Source organism: Nocardia cyriacigeorgica NBRC 100375 (assembly GCF_000308555.1).
GTDB lineage: Bacteria > Actinomycetota > Actinomycetes > Mycobacteriales > Mycobacteriaceae > Nocardia > Nocardia cyriacigeorgica.
In genome coordinates, this window is the sequence record NZ_BAFY01000174.1 from 1 (window position 1) to 16,360 (window position 16,360).

Genomic DNA, 16,360 nt, shown 5'->3' on the forward strand with positions numbered 1-16,360 from the left:
CGGCGAACACCACGATCGCGCCCACCGACCAGGCCAGCGTCGCCAGCAGCGGTTCGCGTACCGGCCCGCCCAGCGACAGCCCGCGCATGGCGTTGATGGCGTGACTCATCGGCTGATACTCGACGATCGGACGGGCCCATCCGGGATAGGCGGCCAACGGCACGAATCCGGTGCTGAAGAACATCATCATCGACGAGCCCAGCGAGATCGCCTCCACCACCGCGGTTCTCGCACCGAACACCGCGACAGTGGTGACCACGGTGGCGAAGGCCAGCCCGAACAGCAGTGGAACCCCCAGCAGCGCCACTGCCGCGGCGAAGCCCTGCTCGAACCGGAATCCCAGCACCACACCGACCGCGAACAGCACCACGGTGCAGGTCAGGATGCGCACGCCCTCGGCGAGGATCCGCGCCGCGAGCCCGGAGGCCCGGTGCACGGGAAGCACCCAGAATCGGGCCAGCAAACCGGCATCGCGTTCGCGGCCGAGGGTGATCGCACCGGCCAGCGAACCCGACATCACCCCGACCAGCGCCACCATCGGCACCGAGCCGTAGAGCGCGCTGGCGCCGGAGAACGCCGAGATCTGGCGGCCGAGCACGGTCTGCAACATCACCAGCAGCAAGGCCGGGAACAGCAGCGACTGCATGAGCGTCAGCGGGTCACGCCACCAGCGCAGCAGCAGCCGCCGGGTCTGGATCAGCGTGTGCGGCACCAGCAGGCGCGGGGTCTCGGTACGTCCGGTGACCACAGGCAGCGCATGCACCCGGGTGGGTTCTGGCGGCGCGGCGGTCATCGCCTGCGCACCGATTCCGCGACGGCCAGGCCGCCGAACACCAGCAGCAGTCCGCACACCCAGGCCAGGGCCGGTCCCATGATCGGCCAGTCGACCGCGCCGGCGTTGCCCGTGGAATCGCCGGCCAGCGCCCGCAACGCGTCGATGAACCGGGATATCGGCTGGTAGGTGGCGAAACCCTGGATCCAGGAAGGAAATTGCGCGGCCGGAGCGAACCCGGTCGACACCATGCCGAGGATCAGCTGCGGCAACACCAGGAACTGGGTGGTCGCCTCCGGGTTCCGGGTCAGCCGGCCCAGCCAGTCCGCGCCGAGCGCGAACGCCGCCGCGATCAGCAAGGCCAGCACGACGAAACCGGCCGTGTGCCACCAGCTGCCGTAGAACCGGAACCCGATCACCGTGCCGCATACGACCGCCGCGGCCAGTGACACCGCGGTGCGATACAGCGCCGCCGCCATCCGCGCGGCCAGCGGCACCGTCGCGGCGATCGGCATGGAACCGAATCTGGCGTCCAGACCGTCACGGGCATCCGTCGCCGCGCGCAAGGCGGCCGAGCCGGCGCAGAAGGCCACCGACTGCATCACGATCATCGGCATCAGGAACTGCGCGTAGCTGCTGAGCCCGTGGCCGTAGAAGCTCATCACCAGGTTCAGCGGGACATAGAACCCTAGGGTGAACACCGTCGGTGCGAGCACCGCGGTCAGCAGCTCGCCGTTGCGCCAGGACGGACGGATCAACCGGCGGGTGAGTACCCACCACTGCCGGACGGCGCCCGGCTGTACCGCCGTCCGGATTTCGGTCGGCGCGCTCACCACGACTGTCCTGAGCTCGGCACTCGCCCATCGTCCTCCGTTCGGGCGCTCCCGGCCATCACTTCGCGGTCGCGGCGTGGTGAGCGAGTCCGTCCGGGCGTGTGAATTCCCACTGCCGACGTGCCCGCCGTGGTCGCCACGCCGCTTCGGCGCCCACTGTCAATCAGCCGAAAATCCCTGGTACCCAGCGGTTTCGACGCCTTCGGCGGCTGCCGTGCCGGACGGTGCATCGGGGTGTCACGAAGGTGACGAGACAAGTCCGGGTGGGTAACGTGTTCGGCGATGAACAGCATGGAAGCCCGGTTGGGTGAGGCGGCGCGGACGGTACCGCTACCGCACCCGTGGGACCTGAACGCCTACCTCGCTCAGGTGGCCGCGTACCGGAGCAGGCCGCTGTCGCTGCAGCCCGCCCATCGGTCGGCCCTGGCCGATATCGGTTGCTGCGGCAACGGGTTGTGGATCGCGCGCAAATACGACGACATCATCGTCTACGACGCGGCGGCCGCGGGTCGCAATGCCGAGCACATCGTGTTGCACGCTGTAGGCCATATGCTGCTCGGCCACGGAGATCTGGACGCGCCCGCCGCGGAACTGTCCCCGGCGCTGGCCTCGGTGGTGTCGTCGATGGCACCCGGTGCCGTCGCGCACGTGCTCGGCCGTGACGATTTCGGCCCCGAACGTGAACGCGACGCGGGGGTGTTCGCGGAGATGACGATGGTGTACGCGACGCTGCCGCGCCGCAAGGAGCGCTCGTTCCGCTTGTTCGGCCGCGGTCGATAGCTGCTTTTCGCTCACCACTCCCCCGCCGCGTCGGGCAGTCGGCGGTTGCCGTCGAGCACTTCGACGATGAGGTCCTGGTAGCTGTCGGCCACCTCGTGCAACCGCACCCACGCGTCGTAGTACACGGTGTCGGGAGCGTGCGCCGAAGCCACGAAGGCCTGCACGGTCAGCTGCGCCATCCGGTCGACGATGCTGCCGACGGTCTCCGAATGCAGCCGTGCCGAACCGTGCGGGATGGGCGTCGCCAGCGTCACCCAGCGATCGATCGCCCGGACCAGCTGGCCGCGTCGCCGATCCAGCTTCGCCAGGGCACTCACCGGAGTGCGTTCCCGCTGCTCGTGCAGCTGGGTGAGTTCGCCCGCGGCGTCGAGCATCGGATGATCGGCGTGCGGCAGCCCGCGGCAGGCGGCGAGGACCAGCTCTTTGCTCGGGATCACCGCCACCCCTGACCCTTCGCGCCCACACGGCGCAGTAGGGCGCGAGGCTCCGGCTGTCGCCGCGGCCTCGGACTCACTGCACCGTTCACCCCGATAGCGTCCACCACTTCCCGGCAGCCGTCACCGTTTTCCGCAACTCTCGGTGTCAGATGATCGGTGGACTGCCCGATTCGCCGGTTTCCGGCATCGATTCAGGCGGATGCGCGGGCGGACCCACCCGTCAGGTAGTCCGGTCCGCCGACATACGTGGTGGTTCCCGACTCCGCCGTGCTCGATGCGGCGGCCGCGACCGCCGCGGCGAATTCGGCGATCGTCGGCAGCTCGGCCTGATCGCGACGCGCCGACACCGCCGCCGGGTCCCGCCGCTGCAGCAACCGCACGATGATGGTGCCGTCGATCATGTCCCCGGACACGACCAGCAGCCGGATGCCACGTTCATCCAGCTCCGGGATCATCGCGCGCAACGCATCCTCACCGGCACGCTTACTCGCCGCGATGGGCTCGTAGCCGGCGGGCACCGGCTTACGGCCATGGAAATGGGCCGACGCCGTCGCGCGGCCGGCATGATCCCGCCGATGCGCCGATGCTGGCCGCCATGGAGCTGCTCGGGCAGCGCTGGGTGCTGCGGGTGATCTGGGAGCTGGAACCAGGCAGGCTGGGGTTTCTCGAATTGCGCAGGCGGATGGGCAATTGCTCGTCGAGCATGCTGTCGACGCGTCTGCAGAATTTGCAGACTGCGGGTCTGGTGACCAAGAACGCGGACAAGTCCTACGAGCTCACCGAGGCGGGTGCCGAACTCGGCGAGGCATTGGAACCGCTGTGGCGCTGGGCCGAACGCAGGCCGCCCACGGTCCCCGACTCGCCGAGTGGCACCTGAGTTCCACTCGGCGAGTCCACGCCTCACTTGAGGCGGATGCTGGAGAAGTGCGCCGTCTTGGGCGTCGGCGCCGCGGTCAGATACAGCGCGTCGGAATCACCGAGCGACGCGCCGTCGCCGAATTCGAGCCCGCGCAGGCCCGGCACCGACAGCGGTGCGCCGCCGGTGTCACGGATGTAGTCGACGAACTCGCCGGTGGTGTCGTCGTAGGCGAGGATGTGACCCGCGCCCGCGGTATTGCCGATCAGCAGTTTGCCGCTGAGCGGGCCGAAGGTGGACGGGGTCACGGTGACCGCCCACGGCGCGTTGAGCCTGCCGCCGTCGTCGAGGATGCGCACCAGCGAACCATCGGCGGCGAACTCGGCGACTTTGCCCTTACCGGGCTTGCCCGAAGCCGCGATTTCACCGTCGGCGTCGGCCACCTCCCGCTCGCCCACCGCGAACTTCTCGGCGTCATCGGAGTCGGGCCTGGTCATCGCATAGGAGACGAACACCCGGTCACCGATGGTGGTGATGTTGAACGGCGCCGGATCGCCCGGTACCGCCTTGCGGCCGAGTTCGGGCTTGTCCGCGTCGACCGGCTCACCGGTGGCGAACGGATTGGCGAACCCGGACGTGGGGACCAGCTGCCAGTTCTTGTCGAACGTGCGCACCTGCGGTTCGGCGCCGAAATCGGCGGCGAGCAGCGTGTCACCCGCGGGAGCGAGGGCGATGCCGTAGAACGCCATCTTCTGCGCCGACCCGTCGAAGACCAGGTTGGCCGGACCGTCGTGCCGGATGACGGCGCCGTCGGGCGCGACATCGGTCCATGCGGCCAGCGTGCCCGAATCGGTGGCGATGATATTGCGCGCCGAGCCGGTCAGCAGCAACGGCGGCACCCCCTCGAACGGCACCGGCTGATCGCGCACGACGAACGCATCCGAGTTCGGCGGCGCCGGATTGGCCACCACACCGGTCACGGTGCCACCGCTCTTGTCGGAGGTATCGGCATCGGCGCCGGGCACGGTCATGGCCGCGAACCCGTCCTGAGACAGCGTGTGCAGCTCCGGCTTCGCCGCTGAGCGCACATCGCCGAGGAATCCGAAGGCCTTGCCGCCCGCGCCGACGAGGAAATGACCGCCGGGACGATCGCTGAACCCCCAGGCGTTCACCAGATCGGACACGGTGACCGCAGCATGCGCGCCCTTGTCGCCGGATGCCAGCGCGGTGACGACATACCGGTTGCCCGTCAACGCGACGTCGCCGGCCCCGGCATCGGAGTCCGAGCAGGCCGCGGCGAGCGCGACCACGGCGGCGAGTGCCGACACCCGCAGCAGGGTCGTGCGCGAGCGCCAGTTACCGGAATCGGCCCGGTGTCCGTACAGCATTCTTGTCCCTTCCGACAACACAGCCCCTCACCCATCAGGCGTCGCTCACCTTAGCGTGTAAGAAACCGGGGAGCCGGGAAACATCGTCTCGGCCATGGGTTTAAGCTGACCGCCGTGGTCGAACCCCAGCCGCCCGTCGCGCCCCACCCCGATATCGCCCCGCTGGCCCCACTGCTCGGCACCTGGCGCGGCAAAGGACACGGCGAGTATCCGACGATCGAGCCGTTCGACTACCTCGAAGAAATCCACTTCGGCCATATCGGCCGGCCATTCCTCACCTATCGGCAACGCACCCGCGCCGCCGACGACAACCGCCCGCTACACGCCGAAACGGGTTACCTGCGCTGCCCGCGCCCGGACCGCGTCGAGCTGATCCTGGCCCATCCGACGGGTATCACCGAAATCTGCGAAGGCACCCTGGCCGTCACCTCCGACGAGATTCGCTTCGAATTCGAGTCGACGAATATCGGGCTCACCAGCACCGCGAAATCGGTGACCGCGCTCGGCCGCTCCATTCGGCAATCCGGCGACGTCATCGACTACACGCTGCGCATGGCGGCGGTAGGTGAACCGCTGCGACACCATCTGGCAGCCACTTTGCGTCGCGTGTGAATCTTTTGGTCATCTTCGGCGCCGGATAACGAGGCGGTCACGAATCGGCCATGCCTCAGGTCACGATTTCCGGTCCGATATCCGTCCGCTCACATTTTTCTTGTCCGGGGCACCGCTGAGCGCTTAGGTTGGCCTCAACAGCAAACATTCAGTCACCATCTGGCGAATTCACTTGCCGCAACGAGGCTGCAGCACGAGCTCTTCCCGCACACCCTGATTCGAGGGAGCCGGCCATGAAGCGTTCCACACTTGTCCTCATCACCGCCGGAATGATTTTGGGCGGCGCCGGAGTCGTCGAAATTCTCGGCACGGACACCGCCGCTTCCGGGGGCGCCGTGCATCCGGCCGTCGTCGGTGACATCCAGCCGGCCCGCGAATCCCCGCGAAGTTATCCGAACGCGACCATCGCCCCCGGCACCGCGATCCAACCGTTCTCCGAGGTGCATCAGCTCGCTGCTCAGCAGCCATCGGGTTCGATCGCGGACATATCGCCCGCCGACGGCCTGCTCAGTATCCCGGCGGCAGCGCCGCGAACATATCCCGGGTAACGGCCACCGCATTGTCGGAGCTGCCGCCTTTCACCAGGAGCGTCGCGAACGCGAGATCACCGCGGTAGCCGACGAACCACGAATGTGAGCCACCCTCGACCTCGGCCTCACCGGTCTTGCCGTACACCTCGCCCTGATCGGCGATACGGCCCGCGGTGCCGCCGGTGACCACCATCCGCATCATCGTCCGCAGGCCGTCGATCACCTCAGGATCGATCGACGGCCGATCGCCGTCCACCGCGGTCTCACGCCCGGCGATCAGATACGGCACCGGCACCGAACCATTCGCCACGGTGGCCGCGACCAGCGCCATCGCGAACGGGCTCACCACCACCCGGCCCTGCCCGATTCCGTCCTCGGCGCGCTGGACCTCGTCCTCGGCCGATGGCACCGATCCGGACGCCGTCGGCAAACCGGCCACGGTGTACACCGGCCCGATCCCGAACGTCGCCGCCATGTCGTGCAACGCGTCGGCGGACAGCCCGCTGGCTAATTTCGCGAACGTCGTGTTGCAGGAACGTTCGTAGGCAGTGGCCATCGGCACGCTGCCGACCGTGAAGAGGTTGTAGTTGGGGATGGTGCGTTCACCGATCACGGTCTGGCTCGGGCACGGCAGCACGGTGTCGGGGGTGGCCAGGCCTTCACTCATGGCTGCCGCCGCGGTGACGGTCTTGAACACCGATCCCGGCGGATACTGGCCGATCGTCGCGATCGGCCCGTCCCGGTCGGCGGCCTCGTTCTGCGCCACCGCCAGGATCGCGCCGGTCGAGGGCTCGATCACCACCATCATGGTCTGCTCGGTACGCAGCGACACCGCATGCTGGGCGGCATTCTGCACATTGCGGTCGACGCTGAGCGAGAACGACGGCGCCGGCTGCGCGGGCACTTCGGTCAGCACCCCGACTTGCGCGCCGTTGGCATTCTCGAGCACGACGCTCCAGCCCGCCTTGCCGTCCACCTCGTCGATCACGGTCTGGCGGACCTGCGTCATCAGGTCGGGCGCGAACTCGCGCCGGGTGGGCACCAGATCCCATTCCTGGGTCAGCGTCACTCCTGGCAGACCGATGAGTTCGATACTGACCTGGTCGAATTCGTATTCGCTCAGCTTGGCGACGGTGTAGGCACCCTGCGCTCGCCGCGCCGCGTCGAGGATCGCCGAGGCAGTGAGGTCTTTGTCGAAGCGGATCAGGGCGGCCGCGAGCGCCTGCGCCACCGAAGCAGGGTCGGTGGCGTCGGCGCTGCGGAACACCACCCGCGACACCTTGCCCGGAACCAGCACATCGCTGCCGGACTGTTCGTTGACCCTGGCCCGTGGCGCCGGTTCGGCGCGCAGCTCCATCTTCTGCGTATCACCGAGTTCGGGATGGATGTTCGACGAGGTCCAGCGCACCGTCCAGCGTCCGTCGGTGCGGGCCATCTGCAGCGTCCCGGAGTAGGTCCAGACCCGGTTCTTCGGCAGCACCCATTCGTAGGTGTAGTCGACGGTCGCGGTGTCTCCGGTGACGCGGGCGGCGCCGGTGCGGGCGGTCAGTTGCTCGGCCTGCAAACCCTCCCACGCCGAAACCAACGCCTGCCGGGCCGGTTCCGGCCGGCTGGTGTGCGCGGCGGCGGCATCGACATCACGGGCGGCGAAGGCGCTGACGAAGGACTCGGCAGCCGCGGCGGGCCCCTGCGGGCCCGCCGTGCAGCCGGTTGCGGCGACCGCGAGCGCGGCGACGGCAAGCACGAGGAACACGCGAATCGACATCGGCACCGATGGTAACGGCCATCGGCGGGCAAACACCTGTGGCGCACCGCAGTTCGGGGCGAGGCAGCTCAGTCGAGCAGCACGGTGGTGAAAGTGGCGATCTGCCGGAAACCCACCCGGCGGTAAGCCTTGCGCGCGATCTCGTTGTAGTCGTTGACATACAGGCTGGCAGTGCGCCCGGAGGCGATCACGGCATTGGCGACGGCGGCGGTCCCCGCGGTGCCGAGGCCGTTGCCGCGCCGATCCGGATGCACCCACACACCCTGGATCTGGCCGGTGCGCCGCGACAGTGAACCCACCTCGGCCTTGTACACCACGCGCCCGTCCTCGAACCTGGCCCAGGCACGGCCGGATTCGATCAGACCGGCGACTCGGCGACGGTAACCGCGGCCGCCGTCACCGGCACGCGGGTCGACGCCGACCTCCTCGATGAACATGGCGATGGCCGCTTGCAGGTAACGGTCGAGTTCGTCCACCCGCACCCGGCGGACCTGCGGATCGGGTACGGCCGCCGGCGGCTCGTCCAACGCCAGCAGCGGCTGATCGGCCCGCAGTTCCCGGGCCGGACCCCAGCGCTCGGCCAGCATTTCCCACAGCGGCAGCGCCAGTTCTTGTCTGCCGACCACCGATGAGCAGATCCGGGGCCAGCGGACGGCTCGTTCGGCGAAGGCACGCAACGCGTCCTGATCGCCGAGCAACGGCACCAGATTGACCCCGGAGAAGCACAGTGACTCGGCCGGCCCGCCGCGGCTCCAGAGTTCACCCTGCCCGCCGCTGCTATCGATACCGAATTCCTGCAACCGGGCCGCGACCATACAACAGGCCACAGGATCGGCATCCAGCACTCGCAGGACCTGCGCCAGGTCCCGCTTGGCGAGCTGACGCGCGGGAGGATTCTTCGCGCGTCGCGTCGGCTCCAGCAGACTCCGCACGTCTCACAGCCTGCCATGAACCAGGGCCGCGCGCCGTGGGTATGCCGAAACCCCTGGTCCGGTGCGGCGTTCAGCCGACTGTGACGACCGGTTCCCCGGCGCCGACATCCTCGCCCATCTCCTCGGCGATGCGCATGGCCTCTTCGATCAGGGTCTCCACGATCTGCGCTTCCGGCACGGTCTTGATGACCTCACCCTTGACGAAGATCTGCCCCTTGCCGTTACCGGAGGCGACGCCGAGATCGGCTTCACGCGCCTCACCCGGCCCGTTGACGACGCAGCCCATCACGGCCACCCGCAGCGGGACCTCCATGCCTTCCAGTCCGGCGGTCACCTCGTTGGCGAGGGTGTACACGTCGACCTGGGCGCGCCCACAGGACGGGCACGAGACGATCTCGAGCTTGCGCGGGCGCAGGTTCAGCGATTGCAGGATCTGCCCGCCGACCTTGATCTCCTCGGCCGGCGGCGCCGACAGCGAGACCCGGATGGTGTCGCCGATGCCCTCGCTCAGCAACGCTCCGAAAGCCACCGCCGACTTGATGGTGCCCTGGAACGCCGGGCCCGCCTCGGTGACGCCGAGGTGCAGCGGGTAATCGCACTGCGCGGCCAGCTGCCGATAGGCCTCCACCATGATCACCGGGTCGTTGTGCTTGACCGAGATCTTGATATCGCCGAAGCCGTGCTCCTCGAACAGGCTCGCCTCCCACAGCGCCGACTCCACCAGCGCCTCGGGGGTGGCCTTGCCGTACTTCTCCAGCATCCGCTTGTCCAGCGAACCGGCGTTCACGCCGATGCGGATCGGGATGCCCGCGTCACCGGCGGCCTTGGCGACCTCCTTGACCCGGCCGTCGAACTCCTTGATGTTGCCCGGGTTCACCCGCACCGCGGCGCATCCGGCGTCGATCGCGGCGAAGATGTAGCGCGGCTGGAAGTGGATGTCGGCGATCACCGGGATCTGCGACTTGCGGGCGATGGTGGCGAGCGCGTCGGCGTCTTCCTGACGCGGACAGGCCACCCGCACGATGTCGCAGCCGGACGCGGTCAGCTCGGCGATCTGCTGCAACGTCGCGTTGACGTCGTGGGTCTTGGTGGTCGTCATCGACTGCACCGAGATCGGGTGATCGCTACCCACACCGACGTTGCCCACCATCAGCTGACGGGTCTTGCGGCGGGGAGCCAGCACGGCCGCGGGCGCGGTCGGCATCCCCAATCCGATTGTGCTGGTCACCTTCGGCTGCCTGCTTTCGTCTGGTTCGGGCCTACTCGCCTGCGAGTCTAGTCGCGCACCGGCGACGTTCTCGTGTGACCACCGTGACAGGGCGACGGACATCGGACGAACGTCCGGCGCGCCGGTCAGGGGAACAGTTCGATCGGGTTGACGATGTCGGCGACCAGCGTCAACACCATGTACGCGCCACCGATCACCACCGCCACATAGGTCACCGGCAGCAACTTCAAGTAGTCGACCGGCGCCCCCGGCGCCAGCCCCTTCCAACCACGGACAGTGTTGCGCAGCTTTTCGTAGAGCACCACCGCGATATGGCCGCCGTCCAGCGGCAGCAGCGGCAGCAGGTTGAACGCGCCGAGGAAGAAGTTCAGGCTGGCCAGGACCAGGATGAACAGGCCCCAGAGGCCGCGTTCGGCGGTCTCGCCACCGATCTTCGAGGCGCCGTACACGCTCACCGGGGTTTCCGGGTCGCGCTCGCCGCCGGTCACCGCCGTCCACAGGTCGGCCACCTTGGCCGGCATCTGGGCCAGCGATTGGAAGGTGCGCACGAACATGTCGCCGGTGAACGCGCCGGCTGCCGGGATGGCGGCGAGCACGTTGTACTTGACCGGCTCGTAGTAGTCGGAGCCGACACCGACCGCGCTCACCTCGCGACCGGGACCACCGTCGGACGGGTAGCGGATGACGCGTTCCGGCGTGACCGGAATCGTCAGGATCTGGCCGTCACGCTCGATGGTGTAGGTGAACGGCCCGGTCTGGTTCTGGGTCTCGGTCTGGAACTCCCGCCAGGTCTCGACCTCGACGCCGTTGACGGCTTTCACCACGTCACCGCGCTGCAACCCGGCCCGCTGCGCCGGACCGGTGCCGGTGCACTCGGCCAGCGTGCCGTCCGGATTCTGGGTGGCGACACAGCTCATCTCGCCGAGTGCGGTCGCCGGCGGCTGGTTGAAGTTGGGCAGCCCCCAGCCAACGGCGAGCACCACGACCAGCAGGAAACCGAGCAGGAAGTTCATCGCGATGCCGCCGAACATGACGACCAGCCGCTTCCAAGTGGCCTGGCGGTACATCGCCCGGTCCAGCTCCTCGGGCTCGAGTTCGTCGAGCGCGGTCATACCCGCGATATCGCAGAACCCGCCCAGCGGCAGCGCCTTCAGGCCGTACTCGGTCTCACCGCGCCGGAACGAGAAGATGCGCGGCCCGAAGCCGATGAAGTAGCGGCGCACCTTCATCCCGGTCGCCTGTGCGGCCCACATATGCCCGCACTCGTGTAGTGCGATCGAGATCGTGATGCCGAGGGCGAACAGCGCGAAACCGAACGCGAACACCATTTGCTCTACAGCCCTCCTGCGTTGCGCAGCTCGTCAGTTCCCGGCACGCGCGCGTCCGGGGGTCGGCCGCGAGCACGCGTCCACAGTACCGGCAGGGCCGGACAGTGACCGGATGCGTCCACCCGGCAGCGGTCGGTCCGGCGATGCGCGCCGGCCGGGGGCGGCGATCTCCGTCGCCCCACCGGGCATGCCCGCTAGCCGAGCACCAGTTTCCGCGCGTACTCACGCGCCCAAGCGTCGGCGGCGAGCACTTCCTCCAGGCTGGTCGGCTCGGCGCGCCAATCGTCGGCGGCGGCGACCGCGAGACCGACGGTGCGCACGATCTCCGGGAACCGGATGACGCCGTCGAGGAAGGCCTGCACCGCGACCTCGTTGGCCGCGTTGTACACCGCGGTCACACAGCCGCCCGCGGTACCGGCCTGCCTGGCCAGCTCCACCGCGGGGAAGACCTCGTTGTCCACCGGCTCGAACTCCCACGTCGTGGCGGTCGAGAAATCACAGGCCGCCGCGGCACCGGGCACCCGGTCGGGCCAGCCGAGCGCCAGCGCGATCGGCAGCTTCATATCGGGCGGGCTGGCCTGCGCCAGCGTCGAGCCGTCGGTGAAGGTGACCATCGAGTGCACGATCGACTGCGGATGCACCGTGACGTCGATGCGGTCGTAGGGAATGCCGAACAGCAAGTGGGTTTCGATCAACTCCAGGCCCTTGTTCACCAGCGAGGCCGAATTGAGCGTGTTCATCGGACCCATCGACCAGGTGGGATGGGTTTTCGCCTCGGCCGGGTTCACCGCTTCCAGCATCTCGGTGGTCCAGCCACGGAACGGTCCACCGGAAGCGGTGAGGATGAGCCGGTCCACTTCCTCGGCACGCCCGGCGCGCAGACATTGCGCCAACGCGGAATGCTCCGAATCCACCGGCACGATCTGCCCGGGCGCGGCGGCCCTCGTCACCAGCGACCCGCCCGCGACCAGAGATTCCTTGTTGGCCAAGGCCAGCCGAGCACCGGATTGCAGGGTGGCCAGCGTCGGTTCCAGTCCGAGGGAGCCGACCAGCGCGTTCAGCACCACGTCTGCCTCGGTGCGCCGCACCAGTTCGGTCACCGCGCCCGGCCCACCGAGTTCGACGCCGAGCCGCTGGGCCGCGCCCGGATCGGCAACGGCCACATTCGCGGTACCGGTGGCCGCCATCTGCGCGGCGAGCAGATCGGCGTTACCGCCACGGGCGGCCAGACCGACCACCTCGAACTTGCCGGGGTTGGCGGCGATCACCTCCAGCGCCTGGGTTCCGATGGAACCGGTGCTGCCGAGCAGGAGAACTCTTACGACGTCGGACACCCGCACATTCTTACGGACACCGCACCCTGCTGGCTACGACGACCGGTCGTATGCCACGATATCGGGCAGTATCCGATTCTCGAGCTGAGGAGCGATCGTGGCCGCCACGGAACTCGAAACCACCACCAGTGACCGCGCCGTCACCACTGTGGATCCCGCTGAGGTTCCGTCGGCCGCATGGGGTTGGAGCGGCGAGTCCCGGCGCGCCTTCCGGATCGCGGGCTGGATCGTCGTGCTTGCTCTGCTGGGCATGCTGTTCGAGGGCCCGCAGGGTGCGTCCTCGGGTACCGGCAACGTCGGCTACATCTTCCTCGTCGCCTCGGCCCTCGGCCTGGCCTTCATCCTCATCCGCGACAGCATCCTGCGCCGCAAGCCGCGCTAGTCCGCGCGTATCCCTCGATCTACCAGCGCCCCCGGTGGCTCGATCTGCTGATCGGCCACCGAGGCACTGTTGTGCTGATTGTCCGGCTGGGCTCAGCCTTCGGCCGCCAGCTGGCCGCAGGCCGCCGCGATCTCTTGACCACGGGTATCGCGCACCGTGCACGGCACGCCCTTGGCGTTGACGCGGCGCACGAATTCCTGCTCCACCGGCTTCGGGCTGGCATCCCATTTGCTGCCCGGAGTCGGGTTCAGCGGAATCACGTTGACGTGCACCCGGGAGCCGAGCGCCTTGTGCAGCTTCTCCCCCAGCATGTCCGCACGCCAGGGGTGATCATTGATGTCGCGAATCAGCGCGTACTCCACCGACACTCGGCGTCCGGTCTTATCGGCGTAGTAGCGGGCGGCGTCGAGCACCTCCGCCACCGGCCAGCGGTTGTTCACCGGCACCAGCGTGTCACGCAATTCGTCGTCGGGGGTGTGCAGCGAGACCGCGAGCGTCACCGACAGGCCCTCATCGGCCAGCTTGCGGATGGCGGGCGCCAAACCGACCGTGGACACCACCACATTGCGCTGCGAGATGCCGAGCCCGTCCGGCGCGGGCGAGGTGATCCGCCGCACCGCGTTCACGACCCGCTTGTAGTTGGCCAGCGGCTCCCCCATGCCCATGAAGACGATGTTGGACAACCGGCCCGGACCGCCGTGTACCTCACCGTCACGTAGTGCGGCGGCCGCGGCCCGGACCTGGTCGACGATCTCGGCGGTCGACAGGTTGCGGTTCAGTCCGCCCTGACCGGTCGCGCAGAACGGGCACGCCATACCGCAGCCGGCCTGGCTGGAGATGCACAGGGTGGCCCGGTCCGGGTAGCGCATGAGCACGCTCTCCAGCAAGGTGCCGTCACCGGCGCGCCACAGCGTCTTGCGGGTGTCGCCGCCGTCGCAGGCGACATGCTTGACCGGCGTCAACAGCGGCGGGAACAACGCCTCGCCGACCTTCGCGCGCAGCGGCGCGGGCAGATCCGTCATCTGCTCCGGGTCGGCCTGCAACCGCCCGTAATACTGGCGTGCGATCTGGTCGGCGCGGAAGGCGGGCAGCCCGAGTTCGGCCATCGCGGCGCGGCGGCCGTCGGCGTCCAGATCGGCCAGGTGGCGCGGCGGCATCCCACGGCGCGGGGCATCGAAAACCAGGGGCAGGGAGACGGTCATAGTTTCTCCAGTGTCCCATCCCCTGGGCTATCGACCACATCACATCCCCTCGACAGCGCTTCGGCGGTCGCCACAGCGCGCCGCAGCGCGGGAAATCCGTGCGGGAGCGATAGCTGTCGGGAATGATCGATATATGTCTACCCATGCCGCTGACCAGGTGCCCGAACCGGATCCGATCCCGCAGACCGAACCGGCCGTCACCCCTCGCACCCGCCGCACGCTGGAGAAGTCGAAGGCGGGATACACCTGGGTCGGCCTCGTCGTGGCCGCGCTGCTGGGAATCCTGCTGCTGATCTTCATCCTGCAGAACCTGGAGCGGGTGGAGGTCGACCTGCTGTTCTGGACCTTCGGCCTGCCGCTCGGGGTATCGGTGCTGCTGTCGGTGATCGCCGGTGCGCTGGTGATGGCGCTGGTCGGCGGCGTGCGCATCATGCAGTTGCGCCGCGCCGCCAAACGCCCCTGACCGCCGGCCTCAGAGCAGGGTGCTGAGCACCAGCCACGACACGAACGCCGAGGGCAGCATCGAGTCGAGCCGATCCATGATGCCGCCGTGCCCGGGCAGCAGCGTGCCCATGTCCTTGATGCCGAGTTCGCGCTTGATCTGCGATTCGATCAGATCGCCGATGGTCGCCACCAGCACAAGGCCGACGCCGAGCACCACACCGATCATCGAGTTGGCGTCCAGCAGCAACGTCACCGTGAGCAGGCCACCGATCACGCTGAACACCAGCGAACCGCAGAACCCCTCCCACGATTTCTTCGGGCTGATCGACGGCACCATCGGATGCCTGCCGAACAGCACCCCAGCGACGTAGCCGCCGACGTCGGAGCAGACCACCAGGATCATGAACGTCAGCACCCGCAGGTTGCCGTCCGGCTCGAGCAGCAGCAACACCGCGAACGAAGCGAGCAGCGGAATCCAGGCGAGGGTGAAGATCGCGATCGAGGTGTCGCGCAGGAAGTTCCGCGGGGCCGTGGTCAGGCCGTGGTCGAACAACCGCCACACCATGCACACCAGCGCCGTGGCCGCGAACGCTCCGGCGACGCCCTCCGGCCCGAACGGCCAGCCCAGCCAGAACACCGCTTGACCACCGACGATCAACGGGATCCGCGGAACGAGCACGTCGGCCTCACGCAGCCGCTTGGCGACCTCCCAGGTGGCCACCGCGATCGCGGCACCCGCCACGCCGATGAACACCTTCGGCACGAACAACAGGATCGCGATGAGCGAGAGCCCGAGACCGAAGCCGACGATCAACGCCGCTGGTAGGTTGCGACCGGCCCGCGACTTGGGCGCCGCCGGTTCCGGCGCGGGCGATTCGCGCCCGCTCGGCGCCGCATCCGCCGCACCGGCGGCAGCGGCGTCATAGGGGCCGTCGTCCGGTGCCTGTTGTCCCGCCGCACCGGCCGCAGCGGTGTTCTCGGCCACGATTGTCCCGTCGCTCAACTCGTCGTTTCCGTTTCGTCCCCCGCCCGGGCGGGCCCGCCAGATCTGGGTCAGACCTCGAGCAGTTCGGCTTCCTTGTGCTTGACCAGCTCATCGACCTGGCCGACATATTTGGCGGTGGTCTTGTCGAGTTCCTTCTCGGCCCGCCCGACCTCGTCCTCGCCCGCCTCGCCATCCTTCTGGATGCGCCCGAGTTCTTCCATCGCCTTGCGGCGCACGTTGCGGATCGCGACCTTGGCGTCCTCCCCCTTGGACTTGGCCTGTTTGACCATCTCGCGACGGCGCTCCTCGGTGAGCTGCGGGATCGAAATCCGCAGGATGTCACCGTTGTTGGTGGGGTTCACGCCGAGATCGGAGTTGCGGATCGCGGTCTCGATCGCACCCAGCTGCGACTGTTCGTACGGCTTGATCACCACCATCCGCGGTTCCGGCACGGTGATACTCGACATCTGGGTGACCGGGGTAGGCGATCCGTAGTAGTCGACCAGCACCCGGGAGAACATGCCCGGATTCGCCCGACCGGTGCGGATGGTG

Annotated in this window: 19 protein-coding genes; 6 read left to right on the top strand and 13 right to left on the bottom strand. The window is 68.4% G+C overall.

Annotated elements, in window-relative coordinates:
• The coding region (locus RJ05_RS16645; RefSeq protein WP_036538300.1) for an ABC transporter permease at positions 1 to 793 on the bottom strand (793 nt) is incomplete at its 3' end.
• Positions 790 to 1,605, bottom strand: a complete 816-nt coding sequence (locus RJ05_RS16650; RefSeq protein ID WP_081597370.1) for an ABC transporter permease — start codon at positions 1,603 to 1,605, stop codon at positions 790 to 792. The genes RJ05_RS16650 and RJ05_RS16645, both read right to left, overlap by 4 nt.
• Positions 1,606 to 1,887: 282 nt before the next feature.
• Here RJ05_RS16650 and RJ05_RS16655 point away from each other — a divergent pair, with 282 nt between their 5' ends.
• The gene (locus tag RJ05_RS16655; protein WP_036538302.1) at positions 1,888 to 2,385 is read left to right on the top strand and encodes a hypothetical protein; all 498 of its coding nucleotides are present in this window, start codon (positions 1,888 to 1,890) and stop codon (positions 2,383 to 2,385) included.
• Between the two features lie 11 nt (positions 2,386 to 2,396).
• On the opposite strand, the gene RJ05_RS16660 is transcribed toward RJ05_RS16655, so the two are convergent.
• Together RJ05_RS16660 and RJ05_RS16665 are read right to left on the bottom strand one after the other, a co-directional pair.
• Positions 2,397 to 2,828 carry a DUF4254 domain-containing protein gene (locus RJ05_RS16660; protein ID WP_234012131.1) on the bottom strand — a complete coding sequence of 144 codons (432 nt, stop codon included), beginning with the start codon at positions 2,826 to 2,828 and terminating at the stop codon, positions 2,397 to 2,399.
• Between the two features lie 185 nt (positions 2,829 to 3,013).
• Positions 3,014 to 3,340, bottom strand: a complete 327-nt coding sequence (locus RJ05_RS16665) for a Rossmann-fold NAD(P)-binding domain-containing protein (protein ID WP_342215620.1) — start codon at positions 3,338 to 3,340, stop codon at positions 3,014 to 3,016.
• A gap of 65 nt (positions 3,341 to 3,405) precedes the next feature.
• On the opposite strand from RJ05_RS16665, the gene RJ05_RS16670 reads away from it, so the two are divergent.
• The gene (locus tag RJ05_RS16670) at positions 3,406 to 3,699 is read left to right on the top strand and encodes a winged helix-turn-helix transcriptional regulator (protein WP_036538304.1); all 294 of its coding nucleotides are present in this window, start codon (positions 3,406 to 3,408) and stop codon (positions 3,697 to 3,699) included.
• 23 nt (positions 3,700 to 3,722) lie between these two features.
• Here the strand turns inward: RJ05_RS16670 and RJ05_RS16675 are convergent, their stop codons facing one another.
• The gene (locus tag RJ05_RS16675; RefSeq protein WP_081597367.1) at positions 3,723 to 5,066 is read right to left on the bottom strand and encodes a TIGR03118 family protein; all 1,344 of its coding nucleotides are present in this window, start codon (positions 5,064 to 5,066) and stop codon (positions 3,723 to 3,725) included.
• Positions 5,067 to 5,180: 114 nt separating this feature from the next.
• Between RJ05_RS16675 and RJ05_RS16680 the strand changes: the two genes are divergently transcribed.
• Positions 5,181 to 5,678, top strand: a complete 498-nt coding sequence (locus RJ05_RS16680) for a peroxynitrite isomerase (RefSeq protein ID WP_036538305.1) — start codon at positions 5,181 to 5,183, stop codon at positions 5,676 to 5,678.
• Positions 5,679 to 5,911: 233 nt separating this feature from the next.
• Complete coding sequence (locus tag RJ05_RS16685; RefSeq protein ID WP_036538306.1) at positions 5,912 to 6,226, top strand: hypothetical protein; 315 nt, start codon at positions 5,912 to 5,914, stop codon at positions 6,224 to 6,226.
• Here the strand turns inward: RJ05_RS16685 and RJ05_RS16690 are convergent.
• The 5 genes from RJ05_RS16690 to dxr form a co-directional block, all read right to left on the bottom strand.
• Positions 6,186 to 7,973 carry a penicillin-binding transpeptidase domain-containing protein gene (locus RJ05_RS16690; RefSeq protein ID WP_036538307.1) on the bottom strand — a complete coding sequence of 596 codons (1,788 nt, stop codon included), beginning with the start codon at positions 7,971 to 7,973 and terminating at the stop codon, positions 6,186 to 6,188. The two genes, RJ05_RS16685 and RJ05_RS16690, sit on opposite strands and share 41 nt — an antisense overlap.
• Before the next feature lie 68 nt (positions 7,974 to 8,041).
• Positions 8,042 to 8,905, bottom strand: coding sequence for a GNAT family N-acetyltransferase (locus RJ05_RS16695; protein ID WP_081597368.1), 864 nt, complete (start codon positions 8,903 to 8,905; stop codon positions 8,042 to 8,044).
• 70 nt (positions 8,906 to 8,975) lie between these two features.
• The gene (ispG, locus tag RJ05_RS16700; protein WP_036538309.1) at positions 8,976 to 10,133 is read right to left on the bottom strand and encodes a flavodoxin-dependent (E)-4-hydroxy-3-methylbut-2-enyl-diphosphate synthase; all 1,158 of its coding nucleotides are present in this window, start codon (positions 10,131 to 10,133) and stop codon (positions 8,976 to 8,978) included.
• A gap of 125 nt (positions 10,134 to 10,258) precedes the next feature.
• Complete coding sequence (locus tag RJ05_RS16705; protein WP_036538310.1) at positions 10,259 to 11,461, bottom strand: M50 family metallopeptidase; 1,203 nt, start codon at positions 11,459 to 11,461, stop codon at positions 10,259 to 10,261.
• 194 nt (positions 11,462 to 11,655) lie between these two features.
• Positions 11,656 to 12,795: a 1-deoxy-D-xylulose-5-phosphate reductoisomerase gene (gene dxr / locus RJ05_RS16710; protein ID WP_085996229.1), complete on the bottom strand. Its 1,140-nt coding sequence runs from the start codon at positions 12,793 to 12,795 to the stop codon at positions 11,656 to 11,658.
• Positions 12,796 to 12,892: 97 nt separating this feature from the next.
• Here dxr and RJ05_RS16715 point away from each other — a divergent pair, with 97 nt between their 5' ends.
• The gene (locus tag RJ05_RS16715) at positions 12,893 to 13,177 is read left to right on the top strand and encodes a DUF2631 domain-containing protein (protein ID WP_036538313.1); all 285 of its coding nucleotides are present in this window, start codon (positions 12,893 to 12,895) and stop codon (positions 13,175 to 13,177) included.
• Positions 13,178 to 13,269: 92 nt separating this feature from the next.
• Here the strand turns inward: RJ05_RS16715 and rlmN are convergent, their stop codons facing one another.
• Positions 13,270 to 14,379, bottom strand: coding sequence for a dual-specificity RNA methyltransferase RlmN (rlmN, locus tag RJ05_RS16720; RefSeq protein WP_036538315.1), 1,110 nt, complete (start codon positions 14,377 to 14,379; stop codon positions 13,270 to 13,272).
• 133 nt (positions 14,380 to 14,512) lie between these two features.
• Here rlmN and RJ05_RS16725 point away from each other — a divergent pair, with 133 nt between their 5' ends.
• On the top strand, positions 14,513 to 14,842 hold the full coding sequence (locus tag RJ05_RS16725) for a LapA family protein (protein ID WP_036538317.1): 330 nt from the start codon (positions 14,513 to 14,515) through the stop codon (positions 14,840 to 14,842).
• Positions 14,843 to 14,851: 9 nt separating this feature from the next.
• Here RJ05_RS16725 and RJ05_RS16730 read toward each other — a convergent pair whose 3' ends face one another.
• A complete protein-coding gene (locus RJ05_RS16730) occupies positions 14,852 to 15,826 on the bottom strand; it encodes a phosphatidate cytidylyltransferase (RefSeq protein WP_036538318.1) in 975 nt (324 codons plus the stop codon).
• A gap of 50 nt (positions 15,827 to 15,876) precedes the next feature.
• Positions 15,877 to 16,360 (bottom strand): ribosome recycling factor (frr, locus tag RJ05_RS16735; protein WP_036538326.1); only part of this gene is annotated, 484 nt, incomplete at its 5' end.

Excerpts from the sequence above, each read along its gene's own strand:
- rlmN (WP_036538315.1), bottom strand. The coding sequence starts at position 14,379 with ATGACCGTCTCCCTGCCCCTGGTTTTCGATGCCCCGCGCCGTGGGATG.
- RJ05_RS16655 (WP_036538302.1), top strand. The coding sequence starts at position 1,888 with ATGAACAGCATGGAAGCCCGGTTGGGTGAGGCGGCGCGGACGGTACCG.
- RJ05_RS16705 (WP_036538310.1), bottom strand. The coding sequence starts at position 11,461 with ATGGTGTTCGCGTTCGGTTTCGCGCTGTTCGCCCTCGGCATCACGATC.
- RJ05_RS16690 (WP_036538307.1), bottom strand. The coding sequence starts at position 7,973 with ATGTCGATTCGCGTGTTCCTCGTGCTTGCCGTCGCCGCGCTCGCGGTC.
- RJ05_RS16725 (WP_036538317.1), top strand. The coding sequence starts at position 14,513 with ATGTCTACCCATGCCGCTGACCAGGTGCCCGAACCGGATCCGATCCCG.
- RJ05_RS16670 (WP_036538304.1), top strand. The coding sequence starts at position 3,406 with ATGCTGGCCGCCATGGAGCTGCTCGGGCAGCGCTGGGTGCTGCGGGTG.
- RJ05_RS16685 (WP_036538306.1), top strand. The coding sequence starts at position 5,912 with ATGAAGCGTTCCACACTTGTCCTCATCACCGCCGGAATGATTTTGGGC.
- RJ05_RS16675 (WP_081597367.1), bottom strand. The coding sequence starts at position 5,066 with ATGCTGTACGGACACCGGGCCGATTCCGGTAACTGGCGCTCGCGCACG.